This window comes from Pseudomonas sp. AP3_22 TE3818 (assembly GCF_053628995.1).
The window spans coordinates 5,067,005-5,089,577 of record NZ_JBRJHL010000001.1; the positions used below are offsets into that span (position 1 = coordinate 5,067,005).

A 22,573-nucleotide genomic window follows, 5' to 3' on the forward strand; every position below is an offset into this window, starting at 1 on the left:
AGGATCAGCCCAGGTTGTCTTGAATCTTGCTCAACACTTTACGCGCCACATCTGCCGGCGCCACGGTGTTGATGTTCTTCTCGACGGTGACCTGGACGTTCTCGCCAACCTTGCTCAGGCGAACCTGATAACGCTCGGCACGGGCTTCACGCTCTTCCTTGCTCGGCGCACTGCCGAACAGGCTGCTGAAGAAGCCTGGCTTGTCGTCTTTGCTCTCGGCTTTTTCGGCCAGGTTGATGTAGTACAGGCCCAGGCTGCGGTTGATGTCTTCAACGCGCCATTCGCCTTGCTCCAGCGCCCGACCTACGCTCGACCAGGCACGGTCAAGGTCGGTACCGACGTTCAGTACAGGGTTGCCGCTACCGTCTTCACTCAGGCTGACACGGCTGGGCGCGTCGAAATCACGCGAAGCCAGCATGGAGACCGAACCGCCCTTCTCCGAGATACGGCTCATGCTCGCGAGCATGTCGTCGACCAGTGCCGCGTCCAGGCCAGTGTTGACCGAACGGTTGGTGAACTCGACGTCGGCGGTGCTGCCGGCAGGACGCTCGGCGCTGACCACGTAGACTTCACTGGTGTTGCGCTGCACGCCCGGCTCGATGCGCACCCGCACGCGGGTTTCGCTGTCGGTGCTGACACCGGCCGCACTCAGGCGCTTGGCCATGGCCGCAGACAGTTCATCGGAATGCTGCCAGGTCGTGGTGAATTCGCCGGTTTGCGGGCGCTGTTCATCCAGACGGAAACCGTTGTCCTGGAAGAACTGAACGGCCACAGGCCAGATTTCGGCAGGTGGGTTCTGCGCCAGGATCGAGCTGGTGCCGCCGCTCTTCTGCAGCGAATAGGGACTGGCATCGGCAGCCGCCGTCAGCGGCTGGGGACGAGGAACGACGTATTCGCCCGTGGCGGTGTCATCGGCCACGTTGCGCGGGATCGGCAACAGCGGATCCAGACGCTTGGCGGTATGGATATCCGGCGGAATTTGCATCGGTGCAGTCTGTTGCGCTTCCAGGTAATCGCTACCACGGTCACGGAAATAACCTTCCGGGCCCCAGATCCATCCGCAGCCACTGGTGCTGGAGATAATCAAGGCAAGTGCGGAAAGTCCGGCCATTCGCTTCATGCGTTGTACTTCCTCAATTAAACCAGGACGCTGCACTGGCGCAGGGCCGTGCGGAGCGTTTCGTGACAAGGTGCGCTCAGCCAGGTCAGCGGCAGGCGAATGCCTTCGTGCATCAGGCCCATTTCGACCAAAGCCCACTTCACCGGAATCGGGTTGGCTTCGATGAACAGGTCCTTGTGCAGCGGCATCAGTTTTTCGTTGATTGCCCGTGCAGTCTCGGCATCACCCTTGAGGGCGGCCTCGCACAGGTCGGCCATTTCACGGGGCGCGACGTTGGCGGTGACGGAGATGTTGCCCTTGCCGCCCATCAGGATCAGCTCGACCGCGGTCGGATCATCGCCGGACAGCACGATGAAGTCCTTGCTGACGCCATCGAGGATGGCCTTGGCGCGCTTGAGGTCGCCGGTCGCTTCCTTGATACCGATGATGTTCGGCACGGTCGACAGGCGGATCACGGTCTCGGCCTGCATGTCGCAGGAGGTGCGGCCTGGCACGTTATAGAGAATCTGCGGGATGTCGACCGCTTCGGCGATGTGCTTGAAGTGCAGGTACAGGCCTTCCTGGGTCGGCTTGTTGTAGTACGGCACGACCAGCAGGCAGGCATCGGCGCCGGCTTCCTTGGCATTGCGGGTCAACTCGACGGCTTCGCGGGTCGAATTGGCGCCGGTACCGGCAATCACCGGAATGCGACCATTGACCTGCTTGACTACCGCTTTGATGACGGCGATATGTTCATCGACATCAAGGGTTGCCGATTCGCCGGTGGTACCGACGGCGACAATGGCATGGGTGCCGTTTTCAAGGTGGAAGTCCACGAGTTTGCTGAGGCTGTCCCAGTCAAGACGCCCCTGTGCATCCATGGGAGTGACCAGTGCCACCATACTGCCCGCAATCATGAAACCGCTCCTGCCGGAAAAAGAGAGCCGTAATGGTACTGGCGCCAAGTTGCTTGCACAAGCGAAGTACTGTGCTGCCGCCATTCCCCTTGGCGCCGGTTTTCGCTACCCTTCAGACTTTGATCGTTACAGACAAGCTCGTCCGTCGGGTTTCAGCCTCCATTTTCGGCATCACAAGTCCTGATCCAGCGTTGCCACGTCTCGCTCCCGCTCCGGCGGAGCCTGTTCGCAACCTGTCACTGGGGACTTTCTGAGTTCGCATCCGCAGGCTCGCTCCCGACCAATCAGCCCTTAGACGTACCGACCGCTCATCGCTTTAGGAATGCTGCATGTCCACCCCCACAGTTCGCGAACAATTCCTTGTTATCAGTGCCCTCGGCGCCAACCCCATGGAGCTGACCAACGTCCTGTGCCGCGCCAGCCATGAAAACCGCTGCGCCGTTGTCACCTCTCGCCTGACCCGTCATGGCGAATGCAGTGCCCTGGTGCTGGAAATCTCCGGTAGCTGGGATGCCCTGGCGCGCCTGGAAGGCAGCCTGCCAGTGCTGGCCAAGCGTCATGCGTTCACGGTCAACGTGGTGCGCAGCGCCGCCCTGGAAAACCGCCCACAGGCCCTGCCGTACGTCGCTTATGTCAGCTCGGCCTACCGCTCGGACATCATCAACGAGCTGTGCCAGTTCTTCATGGACCACAATGTCGAGCTGGAGAACCTGACCTGCGACACCTATCAGGCTCCGCAGACCGGCGGCACCATGCTCAACGCCACGTTCACCGTCACCTTGCCGGCCGGTGTGCAGATCAGCTGGTTGCGCGATCAGTTCCTGGATTTCGCCGACGCACTGAACCTCGATGCCCTGATCGAACCCTGGCGCCCACAGAACCCAATGTAAGGAAGCTTTCATGGCCGTTGCCATCGACCAACCGGTTGCCGATTTCGAAGCCCCCGCCACCAGCGGGCAGACCGTCAGCCTTGCAGGCCTGAAGGGCAAGCAGGTGGTGATCTACTTCTATCCGAAGGACAGCACGCCGGGCTGCACCACCGAGGGCCAGGGCTTTCGTGACCAGCATGCTGCGTTCAAGGCCGCCAATACCGAAGTGTTCGGTGTGTCTCGCGACAGCCTGAAATCCCACGAGAACTTCAAGTGCAAACAGGAATTCCCCTTTGAGCTGATCAGCGACAAGGACGAAGCCATCTGCCAGCTGTTCGACGTGATCAAGCTGAAAAAGCTGTATGGCAAGGAATACATGGGCGTGGATCGCAGCACGTTCCTGATCGACAAGGATGGCGTGCTGCGTCAGGAATGGCGTGGTGTGAAGGTGCCGGGGCATGTGGAAGCGGTTTTGGCTGCGGCTCAGGCACTGAACAAGGCCTGATTTTATCAGCGCCTGTGAGGGCGCTTTCGCGAGCAAGCCCGCTCCCACATTGGACCTTGTTCGCCTGAACAACTCGGTCAACTGTGGGAGCGGGCTTGCCCGCGAAGAGGCCATCAGCCTCACCGAAGAATTAAAGCAACGGCGCCACCACAGGCTCCTTGCGCGGCCAGGCATCCAGCACAGCCTTGAACAGCGTCGCCAGGGGAATCGCAAAGAACACCCCCCAGAAGCCCCACAACCCGCCAAACAGCAGCACTGCGCAGATGATCGCCACCGGGTGCAGGTTGACCGCCTCCGAGAACAGCAAGGGCACCAGCACGTTGCCATCGAGTGTCTGAATGATTCCGTAGACCGCCATCAGGTAGATGAACTGATCGCTCCAGCCCCACTGGAACAGCGCAATCAGAAACACGGGCACAGTCACCACCACGGCGCCGACATAAGGCACCACCACCGAAATCCCCACCAGAAGTGCCAGCAACGCCGCGTAGTTGAGTTCAAGAACGACAAAGGCGATGTAGGTCACGCCACCACAGATGAAGATCTCGATGACCTTGCCGCGAATGTAGTTGGCGATCTGCCGGTTCATCTCATGGGCGACCCGGGTGATCAGCGCCCGCTCACGGGGCAGGTAACCGCGCACCCACTGGCCGATCATGGCCCGGTCCTTGAGGAAGAAAAACACCAGGATCGGCACCAGCACCAGGTAGATCATGATGTTCACCAGCAAGGGCAGGCTCGACAGCGAGAACGTCAGTGCCCACTGACCAAACTTGCCGATTTCGCCGCGCGCCACTTCAATGGCCTGCAGTACTTGCTCATCAGACACCAGGTGCGGATAGCGCTCGGGCAGCAGCAGCAACAGTGACTGCCACTTGGCGAGCATGCCGGGCAACTCGTTGAACAAGGTGATCAGTTGATGCCACAGCAACGGCACGACCACCACGATAAACACCAGCAACAGCCCCATGAACAACGCAAAGACCAGCCCCACCGCGGCCCCGCCCGGCACACGCAGGCGTTCAAGCGTCACCACCAGTCCCTGCATCAGGTACGCCAACACCATCCCGGCGAGCACCGGCGCCAGCATGCCGCCCAGGGTCAATACGGCGGTGAACGCCAGAAACAGCAGGACAGCCAGCACCACCGCTTCTTCATCGGAAAAATAGCGCTGAATCCAGTCGCGTAACACTTTGAACATCAATATTCCTTAGGAGCAAACGCAGCAGACTTCAGGCTTTTTTCAACCAGTAGCGGTAAACACCCGCCTCATCCTCTTCACGAAGCAGGGTATGACCAGCCAATCGGGCAAAGGTGCGAAAGTCACGCTGCGAACCCGCATCGGTGGCGATGACCTTGAGTACCGCGCCACTGGCCAGCCGGTTGAGCTCCATCTTGGCCTTGAGCAATGGCAACGGGCAATTCAGGCCGCTGGCATCCAGTTCAACGTCATGCTCTACAGCATCGGTCATTGCATCACTCCGGTTCAGGTGGTTGAGTTGCCTAGAATATCTGGTCGCAACGTCGGTGTCCGGCTACAGTAAGGTCTTTGTCGACTAAGGCTTTGTGCATGACATTTTTGCGCCCTACCCTGCTGACGCTCGCTTGCCTGCTCGCCTCACCGGGCTTCGCCGACGACCTGCCGTCACTCGGCGACGCCAGTTCTGCCATTGTCTCGCCACAACAGGAATACCAGCTCGGTCGCGCCTGGCTGGCCATGTTGCGCAGCCAGGTCTCACAGCTCAACGATCCGCAACTCAAGGATTACGTGGAATCCAGCGTTTACCGTCTGGTGGAGACCAGTCAGGTTACTGACCGGCGCCTTGAGTTCATCCTGATCAACAGCCCGCAGCTCAACGCCTTTGCGGCGCCGGGCGGGATCGTCGGGGTCAACGGTGGCTTGTTCCTCAACGCCCAGACCGAAGGCGAATATGCCTCGGTACTGGCGCACGAACTGGCTCACTTGTCGCAGCGCCACTTTGCCCGGGGTATCGAAGCGCAAAAACGCATGCAAGTGCCGATGATGGCGGCATTGCTGGCGGGTATCGTGGTAGCAGCCGCAGGTGGCGGTGACGCGGGGATTGCAGCCATTGCCGGCACACAGGCGGCGGCCATTCAGGAACAGCGACGATTCTCCCGCCAGAACGAACAGGAAGCCGACCGTATCGGCCTCCTCAATCTGGAAAAGGCCGGTTACGATCCCCGCTCGATGCCGACCATGTTCGAGCGCCTGGGGCGTCAGTACCGCTACGATGCCAAACCACCGGAATTCCTGCTGACTCACCCGGTCACCGAATCGCGTATTGCCGACACCCGCAACCGCGCCGAACAGTTTCCAACGGGCGGTATTGAAGACAGCATGCGCTACCAACTGATCCGCGCACGCGTACAGCTGATCTACGAGGAAAGCCCAGGGCTCGGCGCCAAGCGCTTCCGCGCCCAACTCGACGAGAACCCGAAAAACGACGTGGCGCGCTACGGCCTGGCGATCGCCCAGATCAAGGGCGGCCAACTGAATGAAGCCCGGGAAAACCTCAAGCAGTTGCTGGCCAAGGCACCCAACGAAATCATTTACAACCTGGCTCAGGTCGACCTGGACATCACCAACAATCGCTTGCCGGATGCCCAGTCCCGGGTTGACCGCTTGATGACCCAGTACCCTGGCAACTACCCGCTGAACCAGGTGCGCGTCGACCTGCTGCTCAAGCAAAACCGTACTGCGGATGCGGAAAAAGCCCTCGAAGGCCTGCTCAAGTCACGGCCGGATGATCCGGACGTGTGGTATCAGGTTGCCGAGACGCGTGGCCTGTCGGGCAACATCATCGGCCTGCATCAGGCGCGCGCCGAATATTTTGCCTTGGTCGGGGACTACAAACAGGCCATTCAGCAACTGGATTTCGCCAAACGCAAGGCCGGCAGCAACTTCCCGCTGTCTTCGCGGATCGACGCACGGCAACGCGAGCTGATGGAACAAGAGCGCATGATCAAGGACATGATGGGCTGACGCCATCGCAGACAATAAGTCCGGACATAAAAAAACCGCCTCTTTCGAGGCGGTTTTTTATTCAGCCATCAACCGGGTTATTCAGCCAGTTTGAAGGTGATGAAGCTCGCACGACCTTGACGCAGTACCCGCATCGACACCGAGCGGTTCTTTGGCAGCGCCTTGGCGATGTCCGCGAACTCCTTGGCGGAACCGATGGCCTGGTTGTTCAAGTGGGTGATCACATCACCCGGCTGCAAGCCGATCATGGCGGCAGGACCGTCCTGCACTTCCTTGATCACCACACCACCCTTGAGGTCGTAGGTTTTCTTCTGGTCGTCAGTCAGTTCGACCACGGAAACACCCAGGCGATTGCTGCTGCGTTCGATGCTGGATTTTGGCTCGGCGCCCATTTCCTTGTCTTCATCCGGAATGGCACCGACGGTCAGCTCGACATTTTTGCGCTTGCCGTCACGAATCACTTCCAGATCGGCCTTGGCGCCAGCCTTCAATGCGCCAACGAGGTGCGGCAGGTCAGCCGACATGACGATTGGTTGACCGTTCATGCTCAGGATCACGTCGCCCACTTGCAGGCCACCCTTGGCAGCCGGGCCATCATCCTGGATCTGGGCCACCAGCGCACCTGCCGGTTTCTCCAGGCCGAACGACTCGGCGAGGTCCTTGCTCACTTCCTGAATCACCACGCCCAGCCAGCCACGGCTGACCTTGCCACCGGATTTCAGCTGATTGGACACATCCATGGCCACGTCGATCGGGATTGCAAACGACACGCCCATGAAGCCACCGGAGCGGGTATAGATCTGCGAGTTGATCCCGACCACTTCACCGTTCAGGTTGAACAGCGGGCCGCCCGAGTTACCCGGGTTGATCGGCACGTCGGTCTGAATGAACGGCACATAGTTTTCATTTGGCAGACTGCGACCGACGGCGCTGACGATGCCTTGAGTCACCGTGTGGTCAAAGCCGAATGGTGAGCCGATAGCAACCACCCACTGGCCGGCCTTCAGGTCCTGGGATTTACCGAGCTTGAGCACCGGCAGATCCTTGCCTTCGATTTTCAGCAGCGCCACGTCGGAACGTGGGTCGGTACCGACCAGCTTGGCCTTCATTTCGCTGCGATCGGCCAGACGGACGAGGATTTCGTCTGCGTCGGCGATCACGTGGTTATTGGTCAGGATATAGCCGTCAGACGAGATGATAAAACCAGAGCCCAGGGACGTTGCCTCGCGCTGACGGTCGCGAGGAGAACGCGATTGCGGCGGCATGCCCCGCTCGAAGAACTCGCGCAGCATTGGCGGCAGGCCTTCGAGGTCGGGCATTTGCTGACTGACTTTGCGATCCGGCAGCTTTTGCGTGGTACTGATGTTCACGACCGCGGGCGAGGCCTGTTCGACCAGTTGCGTAAAGTCAGGCAATTCGACCGCTTGGGCGGTGACCGCCTGACCGAGCACCAGCACGGTGGCAATAATGGAAAGGTAGGACTTCAAGCGTGGTATCGACATACGGCTCCCGTTACGACGAGCAGGGTTAAGCGATATGGAGCAAGGAACACCGGGAACAATACGCCGGTATTTTTGTTCCGGGAACAACAAACAAGGCCAGAGCCGAGGGGCTCTGACCTATAAGAAATTTAAGGGTTTTTTGCAAATTGAAATGCTCACGAAACATTTCGAATTCAGCTCACTGCTTGGTTGCAGTGGCGTCGGTACGCATCGAAAGCGCTATCCGCTCAGCAGTACCGACCGGTATCTCGCCGACGACGGTCACCATCATGTCGCCCTGTGCCGTGCTCAAGCGCCGGGAAACCGCAACGGTCGGCCCCAACTGAGTACGGGTGTCGGTGACGGTTGCGCCATTCAACGGTTCGAGGAACACTGAAAAACGCGCCAGGCCATCGTCGTACATCAGGCTATTGACCTGGGTCTTGGTCTGCGGATCCTTGCGAGCGGTGCTGCTGGTCAGCTCGAAGCCCGGTGGCAACCAGTCGGAACGCCAGACCTGGGCAGCCTTGACGGCAGAAGCCTTGTCACTGTCAAGGTTGACCGGCCTGCAATCATTGCTGGCCTGCAGATCCTTTTCGGAAGGAACGTCGGCCGTATCCAGTTGCGTGAACTGGAAGCGCTCCAGCAACCGCCCCTTGTCGTCCAATAACAAAGACTTCAGAGGCAGGCCGGTTTCCTTGTCCAGATGCAGTTCAAAACCATAGCGGTGCTGATCGCGGGGTTTCAGCGATACGATCACCGCCGAACGCCCGGCGACACGCGACTTGCCGATGACGGCGAGGTCATACCAATTCTTGAGCTTTTGGGGATCGAGTGCACGGGCAGCGGAGTTGGGGGAATCCCCCAGCCCTGCTATCAGTGTGCCGCTGACGCATTGAGTATGCCCATCAATGCGAACGACTTCCTGAGCGGAGCCGTCGAGCTGGATCAATCGCTCGCGGACCTTTCCATCCTGGACCAGGTGCCAGATGTTATGGGTAGAAAAACTACCGTTACGCTCGTAGACGAAAGTACCCTGAAAGCTTTGCTGCTGCTCTGCCTGGCCCAGGCGAGTCAACCAGTCCTGGGCATCATCGGCTTGGGCTGGAACGATGAACCAGCCGCTGAGCAGAAGCGAAAGTAGAGGTATGGCGCGCATGATCCTCCTTAACGGTTTTCCAGACTTGCTGCACGAGCGTAAGGCAGAGCGCTCTCAGTACCTTTCAGTGCAGCCTGTTGTGCATGTTGGCGCAAGTAGCCTGGCAGACGCTGATCGTGCCAGCCTGGCTGACCTTGCAAAACGCCATTGGCCATTGGGCCTGTAGCTTCCGAACTCTCATTGTAGCCTGCCAGAACAGCAGGGCCTTTTACTTGAGGAACGGCCAGTGCGGGTTGGGCGGATTGCTGGGCCAGTTCGGCACCGGCGATCTCATCTTGGTTGTACAGACGCACGCCGGCCAGTACGGCCAGGGTCACCGAAGCTGCGACCGCCAGACGACCCAGGCTGCGCCATGGACCGCGGGACGCTTTTGCCGGTGAGGCTTCGTCAGCCAGAGCAGCAGAAACAGCCGCGGCAATGTCCAGGCGTGGAAGCAGCAGATCCTTGTGCATCACTGCCCGAGCGATCTGATAACGAGCCCAGGTGTCACGGGTTTCAACATCGTCACAGGCATTCAATACCCGACGCAATTCCAATTCGTCCGCTTCGTTATCCATCACTGCGGACAGCGATTCCTGCAGGGCTTCACGACTCATGGCGTTCCTCTCTTGGCTGTCGCCGCTGTCTTTAGTTTTCCTGCAACAACGGCTGCAGGGCTTTGTCGATGGCCTCCCGGGCGCGGAAAATCCGGGAGCGCACGGTGCCTACCGGACATTGCATGACGCTCGCAATGTCCTCGTAACTCAGACCATCAAACTCACGTAAAGTTAAAGCCGTACGCAAATCTTCCGGCAGTTGCTGAATGGTTCGATGGACGGTGCCTTCGATCTCATCCCGCAGCAAAGCCCGTTCTGGCGACTCGAGATCCTTGAGGCCATGATCGCCATCGTAGAACTCTGCATCTTCGGAACTGACATCGCTATCCGGCGGCCGGCGGCCGCGTGAAACCAGATAGTTTTTCGCCGTGTTGATGGCGATGCGGTAAAGCCACGTATAAAACGCGCTGTCTCCGCGAAAATTTCCAAGTGCACGGTATGCCTTGATAAAGGCTTCTTGTGCCACATCCTGGGCTTCATGGGTGTCGTGCACAAAACGCACGATCAACCCGAGAATTTTGTGCTGGTATTTCAGCACTAGCAGATCGAAAGCACGCTTGTCGCCGCGCTGAACGCGTTCGACCAGTTGCTGATCCTCTTCCTGGGTTAGCATGAACACTCCTCGATGAGCTCGGAGGAGGCTTGCAGAAGTAAACCACCAGACTTGCAAACATAGACTCGGGCTTTTCGCAAAAGTTCTCCCCCTCCAGGCAAGTTTCCTGCGGGCTCTGATTTGGCACGCACGAAAAGCGCAGCGCGAGTGGGCCCGGCTGCGCGAATAATCTTGTCATCGGATTCTTCGCCAGGGATCGAACTGCAATCCTGTACTGAATCCGACGCTGTCCCTTGTTTCAGGCAACGGTCTATTGATCTTGGCACTTTGGCAAAAGTTCCAAATATTTATAGCTGCGCCGAACCGACATTGTGCAACCCTGAAGCGAAAAAGACTGTTAAATCGGCGATACAGTCATTCTCGCGCGCAACGGGCAGAAAAACATCCGACGAAGCGCCCGACATTTTGCGTCACAGTAGTTTCACAATGCCATGCTGGCTCGGGTATTGTGCCGTCCCCCCCCTCTATATACTAGTGGGCTGTGCGGCTGACTTGACTCGCCAGTCCAGCTGCGCCACCCCCGACCCGGGTCGCTTTGAGCGGAATCCTGAAATGAGCCAACAGTTTCAACACGATGTTCTGGTAATTGGCAGCGGTGCTGCCGGCTTGAGCCTTGCGCTGACCTTGCCCGGTCATTTGCGCATTGCCGTATTGAGCAAAGGCAACCTCGCCAATGGCTCGACGTTCTGGGCCCAGGGTGGCGTTGCCGCCGTGCTGGACGACACCGATACCGTTGAATCCCATGTCGATGACACCCTCAATGCCGGCGGCGGCCTGTGCCATGAAGACGCGGTGCGCTTTACTGTCGAGCACAGCAAGGAAGCGATTCAATGGCTGATCGACCAGGGCGTGCCCTTTACCCGCGATGAACAGTCGAGCACTGAAGATGGCGGGTTCGAATTCCACCTGACCCGCGAAGGCGGTCACAGCCATCGGCGCATCATCCACGCCGCCGATGCCACGGGCGCTGCCATTTTCACAACCCTGCTCGAACAGGCCAGGAAACGGCCGAACATCGAACTGCTGGAACAGCGGGTTGCGGTAGACCTGATCACCGAGAAACGCCTGGGACTCGAAGGCGACCGCTGCCTCGGTGCTTATGTGCTCAATCGCGGCACCGGCGAAGTCGATACCTATGGCGCCCGCTTTGTGATCCTCGCCTCCGGGGGAGCGGCCAAGGTTTACCTGTACACCAGTAACCCTGACGGTGCCTGCGGTGATGGCATCGCCATGGCCTGGCGCTCGGGCTGCCGGGTGGCGAACCTGGAATTCAACCAGTTTCACCCCACCTGCCTGTATCACCCGCAAGCCAAGAGCTTCCTGATCACCGAAGCCCTGCGCGGCGAGGGTGCCCACCTCAAGCTGCCCAACGGCGAGCGCTTCATGCAGCGCTTCGACCCACGGGCAGAGCTGGCGCCACGGGACATCGTCGCCCGCGCCATCGACCATGAAATGAAACGCCTGGGTATCGACTGCGTCTATCTGGACATCAGCCACAAGCCCGAAGCCTTCATCAAGACGCACTTCCCGACGGTGTACGAACGCTGCCTGGAATTTTCCATCGACATCACCAGACAGCCGATTCCGGTGGTCCCGGCGGCGCACTACACCTGCGGTGGCGTGATGGTCGATCAACAGGGCCGCACCGACGTGCCGGGGCTGTACGCCATTGGCGAAACCAGCTTCACCGGCCTGCACGGCGCCAACCGCATGGCCAGCAACTCGCTGCTTGAATGTTTCGTCTATGCCCGCTCGGCAGCCACGGACATACTCGAACAGTTGCCCCAGGTTCCGATGCCCGCCCCCCTTCCCGCCTGGGATGCGAGCCAGGTCACCGATTCCGATGAGGACGTGATCATTGCGCACAACTGGGATGAGCTGCGGCGGTTCATGTGGGACTACGTTGGCATCGTGCGCACCAACAAACGCCTGCAACGGGCACAACACCGCGTGCAACTGTTGCTGGATGAAATCGACGAGTTCTACAGCAACTACAAGGTCAGCCGGGATTTGATCGAGCTGCGCAACCTGGCCCAGGTGGCCGAGCTGATGATTCTGTCAGCCATGGAGCGCAAGGAAAGCCGTGGCCTGCATTACACCCTCGACTACCCGGACCTGTTGCCGGTCGCGCTGGACACTATTCTGGTGCCGCCCACCTACGTCGGCTGAATTTGAGCCGGACCCGCAGGCGTCGGTGCACATCCGCCGCCTGCGCATCCCGGGGCACGCAAATGGCCCTGACCCTGCGCTCGCCCCGCAGACGGAAACGCAAGACCACCACCAACGGCAGCGCCAGGCTGTCCGGCCTCAATTGCACGGGCTGCCAACCCTTGGCCCGACTCCACAACTGCCAGCCATCGGCATCGCGCCGCAAGCCGCAAAATGCCTGCGGGTGCGTCTGCAAAATCTGACGCGGCAGCACCCAAAAGCCATGCAGCAGACAGCCAAAAACACCGAGCAAACTGGCCCAGACCGGAATTGACAGTAAAAACAACGAACCCAACGCGAACAGCTGGGCCAGGAGATACGCCGCCAGCAACTGCCGCGAGGCATGCCAGCGGCATTCGAACCCGTTACTTGGGCTGGACACGGTCCAGGATCATGCGAACCATGCGTTGCAGCTCGGGATCTTCCGATTCGCTGCGTTCCATGAACCAGCCGAACATGTCCTGATCCTCACACGTCAGCAGTCGGACGTATAACGCGCGATCCACTTCGTTGAGCGTTGCGTAAACCTCTTTCGTGAACGGCACCAGCAACACGTCAAGCTCAAGCATGCCACGGCGGCTGTGCCAAAAGAGGCGGTTCAGTTCAACATCTTCGACCATGGAGCGCTCCTCAAATAGGCCGCAAGTATACAGGCCCGCGCCCGGTCGAACAGTCGGCTTTGGTCGGGCACCGGTGATCCTTTGTGAACTACCCATTTCGAAGGCAGCCCCTTATGATGTCCACCAGACTTTTTACCCTGCGATGACCCATGGCCGATTCTGCTTTTTTCTGCACGCTTTCTCATGAAGGTGTTCTCGCGGTCCGCGGCGCGGACGCCAGCAAATTCCTGCAAGGCCAACTGACCTGCAATCTCAACTACCTGAGCGATTCCCGGGCCAGCCTCGGTGCGCGCTGCACACAGAAAGGCCGGATGCAATCGAGCTTTCGCATCCTGCTCGAGGGTGACGGCGTGGTCCTGGCCATGGCCAGCGAATTGCTCGAACCGCAATTGGCGGACCTGAAAAAATACGCGGTGTTTTCCAAATCGAAACTGACCGACGAAAGTGCCGCCTGGGTCCGCTTCGGCATTGACCATAGCGACGCCGCACTGGCCAGCCTCGGTCTGGACCTGCCGGCAGAAACCGACAGCGTCGTGCGCAACGACGGGCTGATCGCCATCCGTGTTTCGCCGCAACGCGCCGAGTTGTGGGTCGCCGCAAGTCTTGCCGATGCGGTCAAAGGCAAGCTGTCGGCGGTGCTGAGCGAAGGTGACCTGAATCAATGGTTGCTGGGCCAGGTCCGTGCCGGGATCGGCCAGGTCATGCCCGGCACCCGCGAGTTGTTCATCCCGCAGATGCTCAACCTGCAAGCGGTCGGTGGCGTGAGTTTCAAGAAAGGTTGCTACACCGGCCAGGAAATCGTCGCGCGCATGCAGTACCTGGGCAAGCTCAAGCGTCGCCTGTATCGCCTTCAACTGGCTGCCGGCGAGCTGCCGGAACCGGGTATGGCGCTGTTCTCCCCGACCCATGGCAGCTCTATCGGCGAAGTGGTGCTGGCTGCCCGCGCCGAGCAAGGCATTGAGCTCCTGGCGGTGTTGCAAGCCGAAGCAGCAGACAGTGGAGACATCCACCTGGGGGCGCTCGAAGGGCCGTCCTTGCAGCTGCTCGACCTGCCTTATGAACTGGACCGCGATCGCGAAATCCAGCAATAACCGGCAGCACTTGGCGCAACACCTAGAGAGACTCAATGAGCGAGCTGGCGGAAAAGGTCCAACAGGATTTGGTTGAGGCCATCAATAACGATGACCTGGTTCTGCCAACGTTACCGGAAGTGGCCCTGCAAATTCGCAAGGCCGCGGAAAACCCGGAAGTCAGCGTCAGTACCCTGAGCAAAGTGATCGGCCGTGATACCGCGCTGTCGGCGCGCCTGATCAAAGTGGTCAACAGCCCGCTGTTGCGCGCGACCCAGGAAGTGACCGACCTGCACACCGCGATCACTCGCCTGGGCATCAACTACAGCTGCAATCTGGCGATCGGCCTGGTCATGGAGCAGATTTTTCACGCCCGCTCCGACGTGGTGGAACAGAAAATGCGCGAAGTCTGGCGCAAAAGCCTGGAAATCGCCGGCGTCAGCTATGCCCTGTGCCGCAGTTACACCCGGCTCAAGCCCGACCAGGCCGCCCTTGGCGGGCTGGTGCACCAGATCGGCGTACTGCCGATCCTGACCTACGCCGAAGATCACTATGAACTGCTGTCCGACCCGGTCAGCCTCAACCATGTGATCGACCAGATTCATCCGCTGATCGGCGAAAAACTGCTCAAGGTCTGGGACTTTCCCGACATGCTGGTGCAGGTGCCGCAGCTTTACCTGAATTTCAAACGCCAGTCGGCGCAGGTCGACTATGTGGATCTGGTGCAGGTGGCCAGCCTGTATTGCCACAAGGACACCGACCATCCGTTCGCTCGTATTGACCCGTTGAGCGTGCCGGCCTTCAATGCACTGGGCATCGACATCGACGACGAGGCGATGTGCGCCGACCTGGAAGAAACACGGTCGATGTTTTACTGATCAAGGACCGCGTCGACCTCTTCGCGAGCAAGCCCGCTCCCACATTTGATCTGCGGCGACTCGGTTCAATGTGGGAGCGGGCTTGCTCGCGAAGAGGCCAGAACAGACACCGCATCACTCCCCTGCAACAAAACTCACCCGCACCTTCAACCCCGCCCGCTCTCCATCGTGCAGGCTGATCTGCGCCAGATGCGCGCGGCAGATCTCGCCGACAATCGCCAATCCCAACCCTGAACCGGCCACTTGCTGATTGCGCCGGTAAAAGCGTTCGAATACCCGATCGCGCTCCTCAAGAGGGATACCGGGGCCATCATCTTCGACTTCCAGCACGGCGGGGGCCGAAACGCGCAAAATCACATTGCCGCCCGGCGGCGTGTGAGCCAGTGCGTTATCCACCAGATTGCTCAGCAGTTCGTTCAACAGCGTCGGCTCGCCCCGCAACCAGACAGGTTCATCCGCTTCCAGCGCCAGCGCGATGCCGCGCTTGTGGGCCAACGGCGCCATGGCCATGCCCAGCTCCCGAGCCAGTTGACTGAGGTCGAGCAACTGCGCGCCACCCTCGGCAATCGCGCGGGCGCCATTTTCGACCCGTGCCAGGGAAAGCAACTGATTGGCCAGATGGGTCAAGCGGTCAGTGCCCTGGGCGGCGGTCTCCAGCGTGCTGCGCCAGGTATCGGGCTCGGCCGAGCGCATGCCCAGTTCCAATCGCGCCTTGAGGGCTGCCAACGGCGTGCGCAGCTCGTGGGCGGCGTCGGCTATGAATTGCGCCTGCTTCTCGAACTGTCCACGTAGACGCTCGGTAAAGTGATTGAGGGCGCGCACCAGCGGCCACAATTCGCGCTGCACTTCCACCAAGGGCAAGGGGCGCAGATCGTCCGGCTGGCGCTCTTCCACCGCCGTGCGCAGGCGCTCAAGCGGGCGCAACGCGGCACTCACCGCAAACCACACCAGCATCAACGCACCGATTGCCAGCATGCCCAGGCGCAGCAATGTATCCGCCGCCAGACTGCGGGCCATGCTGACGCGCGCTTCATCGGTCTCCGCCACGCGGATTTCCGCCATGCCGTTCATGTTGGGCTCGCTCACGGGCTTGAGCAGGCTCACCACGCGCACGTTCTGCCCGCGGTACTGGGCGTTGTAGAAACGTGCCAGCGCCGGATAGTCATCGGTGCGCGGCGTTCCCGGCGGTGGCGCGGGCAGGTTTTCGTAACCGGAAATCAGCTTCTGATTGATGTCGTTGACCAGGTAGAAAATTCGCCCGGCACTGTCGTAGGCAAAAGTATCGAGGGCCACGTAGGGCACGTCGGCACTCAGGGTGCCGTCGCGCTGGGAGACGCCGGCGGCGATGGTGCGCGCCGAGGCCAGCAAGGTCCGGTCATAGGCCGTGTCGGCGGCTTCACGACCGTTCCAGTAGGCGCTCAACCCGCTGGCCAGCATTAACACCACCAGCAGCAGCGCCAGGTTCCACAACAACCGCCAGCGCAGGCTGCTGGGCTTATGCATCGCGGCTTTCCAGCAAGTAACCAAGGCCACGGAAGGTCACGATGGCGACCGGCTGGCCATCAAGTTTCTTACGCAGGCGGTGCACGTAGATTTCGATCGCATCGGGACTGGCCTCTTCATCCAGACCGAACACTTGCGACGCCAGTTGCTCCTTGCTCATCACCCGACCGGGGCGCGCGATCAGGGCTTCGAGTACCGCTTGTTCGCGGGAGGTCAGGGTCAGCAATTCATCACCGAGGGTGAAACGCCGGGTTTCCAGGTCATAGGCCAGCACACCACAACGCTGGATACGTTCACCGCCCAGCACACTGCGGCGCAGCAACGCCTTGACCCGGGCTTCGAGTTCGGTCAGTTCGAACGGCTTGGCCAGGTAATCGTCGGCGCCGAGGTTCAGGCCATGGACCCGATCCTTGACGTCGCTGCGGGCGGTCAGCATCAACACCGGCAGGTTCTTGCCCCGCGCCCGCAGGCGCGCCAGCACTTCGAAACCATCCATGCGCGGCAAGCCGACATCGAGGATCGCCATGGCGTATTCCTCGCTGCCCAGCGCCAGGTCGGCGGCCACGCCATCGTGCAGGACGTCCACGGTCAGCCCGGTGCTCTTGAGCGCCTGGGCGACACTTTCGGCGAGCTGCAAATGGTCTTCGACGAGCAGGACACGCATGGATCTATACCTCGTTCAGGGATGGCCGACGCCATTCTTTGGCGCGGAGTTTACAGCCGCAATCACCGCTGTGAAGCCCGAAAAACCGTGAAAGCCCACTGAAAGGTTAGCGAAAGGTTGGGTCGTTAGAGTCGCCCCACGGATGGTTTCGACTGCCGACCATCGAATCGTAGTTTGAAAACGTGCTTTGACATGTAACTACCGAAAAACGCCTCGAAGCGTTTTCGCCAATAAGAACAATAAACGAGGTACTGCACCATGCTGTCCACACAGCTTCAGGCTTGCCCGCCCCGCCCTTTCTCTTGCTCCCCGATGTTTACGCTTGCCCGCGCCGAAGCCGGCTGCCCGTCGCTCGATCCGTGCGGATCCGAACACGCCGGCACCGCGCGAAATCGTCGCACCTGAATCATCCCGAAAAACAAAAACTCCACTGGAGACAAAAATGAATCGTTCAATGCGCCGTTTCGCCCTCGCCGCCAGCTGTGTGCTGTTCGCCGGCCAACTCATGGCCGAGCCTAAACGCCCGGAATGCATCGCCCCGGCCTCGCCCGGTGGTGGTTTCGACCTGACCTGCAAACTGGCGCAAAGCGCGCTGATCAACGAAAAACTGCTGACCAAACCGATGCGGGTGACCTACATGCCCGGCGGTGTCGGCGCGGTGGCGTACAACGCGGTGGTCGCCCAGCGTCCGGCCGATGCCGGTACGTTGGTGGCCTGGTCCAGTGGTTCGCTGCTGAACCTGGCCCAAGGCAAGTTCGGTCGTTTCGATGAAAGCAATGTGCGCTGGCTGGCCGCCGTTGGCACCAGCTATGGCGCCATTGCGGTGAAGAGCGATTCGCCCTACAAGACCCTCGACGATCTGGTCCAGGCCCTGAAGAAAGATCCGAGCAAAGTGGTGATCGGTTCCGGCGGCACCGTCGGCAGCCAGGACTGGATGCAGACCGCGCTGATCGCCAAGGCCGCCGGGATCAACCCGCGTGACCTGCGTTACGTTGCCCTCGAAGGTGGCGGCGAGATCGCCACGGCCCTGCTCGGCGGTCATATCCAGGTTGGCAGCACCGACATTTCCGACTCCATGCCACACATCCAGAGCGGTGATATGCGCCTGCTGGCGGTGTTCTCCGACAAGCGTCTGGACGAACCGGAAATGAAGGACATCCCGACCGCCCGCGAACAAGGCTACGACATCGTCTGGCCGGTGGTTCGCGGTTTCTACCTGGGGCCGAAGGTCAGCGACGAGGACTACGCCTGGTGGAAGGACTCCTTCGACAAACTGCTGGCTTCACCGGAGTTCGCCAAGTTGCGCGACCAGCGTGAACTGTTCCCGTTCGCCATGACCGGCCCGGAGCTGGACACCTATGTGAAGAAGCAGGTCGCGGACTACAAAGTCCTGGCCAAAGAGTTCGGCCTGATCCAGTGATCGCCTCTGTCTAGCGGCTGCGACTCCGTTTGGGGAGTCGCAGCACAGGAGTTCCTCATGCTCTTACAACGCATTTTTGCTTCGGTGCTGTTGCTGGCCTGTCTCGGCCTGGCATTGATGGCGTGGCCGTACCAAGCGGCTTTTTCCTACGAACCGGTGGGGCCTCGGGCTTTTCCATTGCTGATGCTCGGCCTGATGGGCTCAGCGCTGCTGTACATGGTGTTCCGTCCGGCACCGATCAAGCACAGTGCTGACGAGCCGCCGCTGGATCGCGAAACCCTGACCAAGATCGGCATCTGCGTGGTGCTGTTGCTGGTGTTCGCCGGTACCTTCGAACCCCTGGGCTTCATCGTCGCCAGCATCCTGATCGGCGTGCCCATGGCGCGACTGTATGGCGGTCGCTGGGTGCCAAGCATCGTGATCATCAGCTTGATGGCCGTCGGCCTCTACCTGCTGTTCGACAAGTTGATGGACGTACCGCTGCCCTTGGGCGTGCTCGACGTTCTGGAGAACTGATATGGATACTCTTGGCTATTTGGGTCAGGGTTTCGGCGTCGCGCTGAGCCCGTACAACCTGGTGACTGCACTCTGCGGAACCCTGATCGGTACAGTGGTCGGCCTGTTGCCGGGCCTGGGGCCAATCAACGGCGTGGCGTTGCTGATTCCGATCGCATTCGCCCTCGGCCTGCCACCGGAGTCGGCACTGATCCTGCTGGCGGCGGTGTACCTGGGTTGCGAATACGGCGGCCGGATCAGCTCGATTCTGCTGAACATTCCGGGCGAAGCGTCCACCGTGATGACCACCCTCGACGGTTACCCGATGGCCCGCAAAGGCCTGGCCGGGGTAGCACTGTCGCTGTCGGCATGGAGCTCGTTCATCGGTGCCTTTATCGCGACCTGCGGCATGGTGCTGTTCGCCCCGCTGCTGGCGAAATGGGCGATTGCCTTCGGCCCCGCGGAATATTTTGTACTGATGGTGTTTGCGATTGTCTGCCTCGGCGGCATGGCCGGTGACCGTCCGTTGAAGACGTTCATCGCGGCGCTGATCGGTCTGTTCCTGTCGACCGTCGGCATCGACGCCAACAGCGGTGTGTATCGCTTCACCGGGGACAACATTCACCTGACCGACGGCATCCAGTTCGTCGTGCTGGTGCTGGGCTTGTTCTCTATCAGCGAAATCCTCCTGCTGCTGGAAAAAACCCACCACGGCCAGGAAGCGGTTAAAGCCACCGGCCGGATGATGTTCAACTTCAAGGAAGCGGCGTCGGTGTTCGTGGTGAACATCCGTTGCGGTGTACTGGGTTTCATCATGGGCGTATTGCCGGGTGCCGGTGCGACCCTGGCCAGTGCCGTGGCCTACATGACCGAAAAACGCATGGCGGGTGCCAAGGGTACTTTCGGCCAGGGTGACATGCGCGGCCTCGCAGCGCCGGAAACCGCCATCGGTGGCGCGGCTTGCGGTGCGCTGGTGCCGATGCTGACCCTCGGCGTTCCAGGTTCCGGCACCACGGCGGTGATGATCGGTGCATTGTCGCTGTACAACATCACCCCGGGCCCGCTGCTGTTCCAGCAGCAACCGGACATTGTCTGGGGTCTGATCGCTTCGTTGTTCATCGCCAACGTGATGCTGGTGATCCTCAATATCCCGATGATCCGCATCTTTACCCGCATCCTCGCCGTGCCGAACTGGGCGCTGGTGCCGGTGATCGCGATCATCACCGGGATCGGTGTCTACGCGGTGCACGCGACAACGTTCGATTTGTTCCTGATGATCGGCATCGGTATCTTCGGTTATATCCTGCGCAAGCTGGACTTCCCGCTGTCGCCGGTATTGCTGGGCTTCATCCTCGGGGGATTGATGGAACAAAACCTGCGCCGCGCCCTGTCGATTTCCAACGGTGCGCTGGAAATCCTCTGGTCGAGCCCGATCACCTTCGGTTGCTGGATCCTGACGGCGTTCATGCTTCTGATGCCACTCATCCGTATCTGGCGCAAACGCTCGGCCGCGCAACGCGTCATCCCCGATGTCTGATCGAACACCGTTCAAAGCCTGGTGGGGAACCCCGCTGGTCGGCCTGTTGGGCGGTTACCTCGCCAGCCAGGTCGGCTGGCCTTTGCCGTGGATGGTCGGCTCGTTGCTGGCGATCATCCTCGTGCGCTGCCTGACCCCCTGGCAATTGGCCGAAATCCCTGGTGGCCGTAAATGCGGCCAGTGGATCGTCGGCATCGGTATCGGCCTGCACTTCACCCCGCTGGTGATGGAGCAGGTGCTGAGTCATTTCGGTCTGATCTTCTTCGGGGCGTTGGTCACCAGCCTGTCCGCCGTGGTCGGCGTATGGCTGATGCGCCGCACCGGTGAAGATCGCGCCACCGCGTTCTTTTCCAGCATGCCCGGCGGTTCCGGGGAGATGGTCAACCTCGGCGCCCGCAATGGCGCGGTACTCAGCCGTGTGGCGGCGGGGCAAAGTTTGCGGGTGTTGGTGGTGGTGCTGTGCGTACCGGCAGCCTTCAAGTATTTGTTGGGTGACGGTGCGCCGATTGCCCACGCGGCCAGCATCGATTGGCGCTGGCTGGCGGTGCTGTTTCCTGCTGGCGCATTGGCCGCCTGGATCTGGGAACGCCTGCGTCAACCCAACCCCTGGCTGTTCGGACCTTTGCTGGTCAGTGCGGCAGTCAGCATCGGCTGGGACCTGCACATCGGCTTGCCCAACGGCGGCAGCCAGGTCGGCCAGTGGTTGATCGGCAGCGGCCTGGGCTGTCACTTCAACCGGCAGTTTTTCCGGCGTGCCCCATCGTTCATGGGCCGCACCTTGATCGGCACGGTGCTGACCATGCTGATTGCGACTGCAGCGGCCTTGGGTTTGAGTGCGCTGACCCACCTGGATCTGCGCTCACTGACATTGGGCATGATGCCCGGCGGTATTGCTGAAATGAGCCTGACCGCGGAGACCCTGCAATTGTCGGTGCCGCTGGTGACGGCGATGCAGGTGATGAGGTTGTTGTTTGTGCTGTTTCTGGCGGAGCCGTTGTTCAAGTATTGGAACCGCAACCCGGATTCAGACTGATGGACCGAGTCGCCTTCTTCGCGAGCAAGCCCGCTCCCACAGGGTTCGCGTGATCCTTGTGGGAGCGGGCTTGCTCGCGAAGAGGCCCTCGAAATTAACGCTTAAACCGGCGGCAACCGCCACTCGATCGGCGTCTCGCCATTCTGTTCCAGAAACTTGTTGGTGCGGCTGAAGTGCCCGCAACCGAGGAAGCCGCGATAGGCGGACAGCGGTGACGGGTGCACCGAGGTCAACACCAGGTGCTTGGTCGCATCGATCAACTTCTGTTTGCTCTGCGCATGGGCGCCCCAAAGCATGAACACCAGGTGCGGCTGCTGCTGGCTGACCACCTCAATGACCCGATCGGTGAAAAACTGCCAGCCCTTGTCCTTGTGGGCATTGGCGTTGGCGCGCTCGACGGTCATGGTGGTGTTGAGCATCAGTACGCCCTGATCGGCCCAGCTCTGCAGGTAGCCATGGTTGGGGATGTCGATGTTCAAGTCGCGCTTGAGCTCTTTATAGATGTTCACCAGCGACGGTGGCGCCGGCACGCCGGGTTGCACCGAGAAGCACAAACCGTGGGCCTGGCCCGGGCCGTGATAAGGATCCTGGCCGAGGATCACCACCTTGACCTTGTCCAGCGGCGTGGAATTGAGCGCGTTGAAAATCATCGGCCCCGGCGGATAGATCTCCTTGCCGGCCGCCCGCTCCTGTTGCAGGAAATTTCGCAACTCTGCCATGTAAGGCTGGTCGAATTCGGCACGCAGTGCCTCCTTCCAGCCCGGTTCGAGTTTGATACGGTCGTCAGCAGTCATGGTTACATCCGGCAAAAACAATGGGGCGAACCCTAGGAAAGCTCACCACGCTTGTCAATTGATCTGACGCAGATCCGGCACTTTCCCACACAGCGATCATACTTAACC

Annotated in this window: 23 protein-coding genes; 10 read left to right on the plus strand and 13 right to left on the minus strand. The window is 60.4% G+C overall.

The genetic code is table 11. The features are described from left to right. Nucleotides 1–4 precede the first annotated feature (4 nt). Together bamC and dapA are read right to left on the minus strand one after the other, a co-directional pair. Nucleotides 5–1,120, minus strand: coding sequence for an outer membrane protein assembly factor BamC (bamC, locus tag AB7M25_RS23105; protein ID WP_429386476.1), 1,116 nt, complete (start codon nt 1,118–1,120; stop codon nt 5–7). A gap of 17 nt (nt 1,121–1,137) precedes the next feature. Continuing rightward, nucleotides 1,138–2,016 (minus strand): 4-hydroxy-tetrahydrodipicolinate synthase, encoded by an 879-nt coding sequence (gene dapA, locus AB7M25_RS23110; protein ID WP_007979774.1) that lies wholly within the window; start codon nt 2,014–2,016, stop codon nt 1,138–1,140. Nucleotides 2,017–2,345: 329 nt separating this feature from the next. On the opposite strand from dapA, the gene AB7M25_RS23115 reads away from it, so the two are divergent. Together AB7M25_RS23115 and AB7M25_RS23120 are read left to right on the plus strand one after the other, a co-directional pair. Beyond that, nucleotides 2,346–2,906 carry a glycine cleavage system protein R gene (locus AB7M25_RS23115; protein WP_007979776.1) on the plus strand — a complete coding sequence of 187 codons (561 nt, stop codon included), beginning with the start codon at nt 2,346–2,348 and terminating at the stop codon, nt 2,904–2,906. Between the two features lie 10 nt (nt 2,907–2,916). After that, the gene (locus AB7M25_RS23120) at nt 2,917–3,390 is read left to right on the plus strand and encodes a peroxiredoxin (protein WP_429517012.1); all 474 of its coding nucleotides are present in this window, start codon (nt 2,917–2,919) and stop codon (nt 3,388–3,390) included. Nucleotides 3,391–3,520: 130 nt separating this feature from the next. Here the strand turns inward: AB7M25_RS23120 and AB7M25_RS23125 are convergent, their stop codons facing one another. Together AB7M25_RS23125 and AB7M25_RS23130 are read right to left on the minus strand one after the other, a co-directional pair. Further along, nucleotides 3,521–4,591, minus strand: coding sequence for an AI-2E family transporter (locus AB7M25_RS23125; protein WP_429517010.1), 1,071 nt, complete (start codon nt 4,589–4,591; stop codon nt 3,521–3,523). A 31-nt stretch (nt 4,592–4,622) separates the two neighbouring features. Then, nucleotides 4,623–4,862: a sulfurtransferase TusA family protein gene (locus AB7M25_RS23130; RefSeq protein ID WP_007979782.1), complete on the minus strand. Its 240-nt coding sequence runs from the start codon at nt 4,860–4,862 to the stop codon at nt 4,623–4,625. A 98-nt stretch (nt 4,863–4,960) separates the two neighbouring features. Here AB7M25_RS23130 and AB7M25_RS23135 point away from each other — a divergent pair, with 98 nt between their 5' ends. Continuing rightward, nucleotides 4,961–6,394 carry a M48 family metalloprotease gene (locus tag AB7M25_RS23135; protein WP_429386484.1) on the plus strand — a complete coding sequence of 478 codons (1,434 nt, stop codon included), beginning with the start codon at nt 4,961–4,963 and terminating at the stop codon, nt 6,392–6,394. Between the two features lie 77 nt (nt 6,395–6,471). Here the strand turns inward: AB7M25_RS23135 and AB7M25_RS23140 are convergent, their stop codons facing one another. From AB7M25_RS23140 to rpoE, 4 genes are all read right to left on the minus strand, one after another. Next, on the minus strand, nt 6,472–7,896 hold the full coding sequence (locus AB7M25_RS23140) for a DegQ family serine endoprotease (protein ID WP_095966283.1): 1,425 nt from the start codon (nt 7,894–7,896) through the stop codon (nt 6,472–6,474). 178 nt (nt 7,897–8,074) lie between these two features. Further along, entirely contained in the window at nt 8,075–9,034 is a 960-nt protein-coding gene (locus AB7M25_RS23145) for a MucB/RseB C-terminal domain-containing protein (protein ID WP_429517008.1), read from the minus strand. 8 nt (nt 9,035–9,042) lie between these two features. Next, nucleotides 9,043–9,630 (minus strand): sigma-E factor negative regulatory protein, encoded by a 588-nt coding sequence (locus AB7M25_RS23150; protein ID WP_104450530.1) that lies wholly within the window; start codon nt 9,628–9,630, stop codon nt 9,043–9,045. A gap of 31 nt (nt 9,631–9,661) precedes the next feature. After that, complete coding sequence (gene rpoE, locus AB7M25_RS23155; protein ID WP_003172477.1) at nt 9,662–10,243, minus strand: RNA polymerase sigma factor RpoE; 582 nt, start codon at nt 10,241–10,243, stop codon at nt 9,662–9,664. A 552-nt stretch (nt 10,244–10,795) separates the two neighbouring features. Between rpoE and nadB the strand changes: the two genes are divergently transcribed. Continuing rightward, on the plus strand, nt 10,796–12,412 hold the full coding sequence (gene nadB, locus AB7M25_RS23160) for an L-aspartate oxidase (RefSeq protein ID WP_429517006.1): 1,617 nt from the start codon (nt 10,796–10,798) through the stop codon (nt 12,410–12,412). Here the strand turns inward: nadB and AB7M25_RS23165 are convergent. Continuing rightward, a complete protein-coding gene (locus AB7M25_RS23165) occupies nt 12,381–12,833 on the minus strand; it encodes a protein YgfX (protein ID WP_429386491.1) in 453 nt (150 codons plus the stop codon). The two genes, nadB and AB7M25_RS23165, sit on opposite strands and share 32 nt — an antisense overlap. Beyond that, nucleotides 12,817–13,071: an FAD assembly factor SdhE gene (locus AB7M25_RS23170; protein ID WP_007979797.1), complete on the minus strand. Its 255-nt coding sequence runs from the start codon at nt 13,069–13,071 to the stop codon at nt 12,817–12,819. Before AB7M25_RS23170 ends, AB7M25_RS23165 begins: the two co-directional genes overlap by 17 nt. 149 nt (nt 13,072–13,220) lie before the next feature. On the opposite strand from AB7M25_RS23170, the gene ygfZ reads away from it, so the two are divergent. Beyond that, on the plus strand, nt 13,221–14,162 hold the full coding sequence (ygfZ, locus tag AB7M25_RS23175) for a CAF17-like 4Fe-4S cluster assembly/insertion protein YgfZ (protein WP_454238032.1): 942 nt from the start codon (nt 13,221–13,223) through the stop codon (nt 14,160–14,162). A gap of 35 nt (nt 14,163–14,197) precedes the next feature. Further along, a complete protein-coding gene (locus AB7M25_RS23180; protein ID WP_429386495.1) occupies nt 14,198–15,019 on the plus strand; it encodes an HDOD domain-containing protein in 822 nt (273 codons plus the stop codon). Between the two features lie 114 nt (nt 15,020–15,133). On the opposite strand, the gene AB7M25_RS23185 is transcribed toward AB7M25_RS23180, so the two are convergent. Continuing rightward, nucleotides 15,134–16,522 (minus strand): sensor histidine kinase, encoded by a 1,389-nt coding sequence (locus AB7M25_RS23185; protein ID WP_007979803.1) that lies wholly within the window; start codon nt 16,520–16,522, stop codon nt 15,134–15,136. Then, entirely contained in the window at nt 16,515–17,186 is a 672-nt protein-coding gene (locus tag AB7M25_RS23190; RefSeq protein ID WP_095966275.1) for a response regulator, read from the minus strand. Before AB7M25_RS23190 ends, AB7M25_RS23185 begins: the two co-directional genes overlap by 8 nt. A 442-nt stretch (nt 17,187–17,628) precedes the next feature. On the opposite strand from AB7M25_RS23190, the gene AB7M25_RS23195 reads away from it, so the two are divergent. Genes AB7M25_RS23195 through AB7M25_RS23210 form a run of 4 tightly spaced genes read left to right on the plus strand, consistent with a single transcriptional unit; the run spans nt 17,629 to nt 21,671 of the window. Further along, nucleotides 17,629–18,606 (plus strand): Bug family tripartite tricarboxylate transporter substrate binding protein, encoded by a 978-nt coding sequence (locus AB7M25_RS23195; RefSeq protein WP_218501686.1) that lies wholly within the window; start codon nt 17,629–17,631, stop codon nt 18,604–18,606. Between the two features lie 57 nt (nt 18,607–18,663). Continuing rightward, nucleotides 18,664–19,122 carry a tripartite tricarboxylate transporter TctB family protein gene (locus AB7M25_RS23200; protein ID WP_007979809.1) on the plus strand — a complete coding sequence of 153 codons (459 nt, stop codon included), beginning with the start codon at nt 18,664–18,666 and terminating at the stop codon, nt 19,120–19,122. 1 nt (nt 19,123) lies between these two features. Continuing rightward, entirely contained in the window at nt 19,124–20,638 is a 1,515-nt protein-coding gene (locus AB7M25_RS23205) for a tripartite tricarboxylate transporter permease (protein WP_429386500.1), read from the plus strand. Next, nucleotides 20,631–21,671 carry an AbrB family transcriptional regulator gene (locus AB7M25_RS23210; RefSeq protein WP_429386502.1) on the plus strand — a complete coding sequence of 347 codons (1,041 nt, stop codon included), beginning with the start codon at nt 20,631–20,633 and terminating at the stop codon, nt 21,669–21,671. The genes AB7M25_RS23205 and AB7M25_RS23210 overlap by 8 nt, the downstream gene beginning before the upstream one ends. Nucleotides 21,672–21,772: 101 nt before the next feature. On the opposite strand, the gene ung is transcribed toward AB7M25_RS23210, so the two are convergent. Beyond that, nucleotides 21,773–22,465 carry a uracil-DNA glycosylase gene (gene ung, locus AB7M25_RS23215; protein WP_008050720.1) on the minus strand — a complete coding sequence of 231 codons (693 nt, stop codon included), beginning with the start codon at nt 22,463–22,465 and terminating at the stop codon, nt 21,773–21,775. Nucleotides 22,466–22,573: the final 108 nt, after the last annotated feature.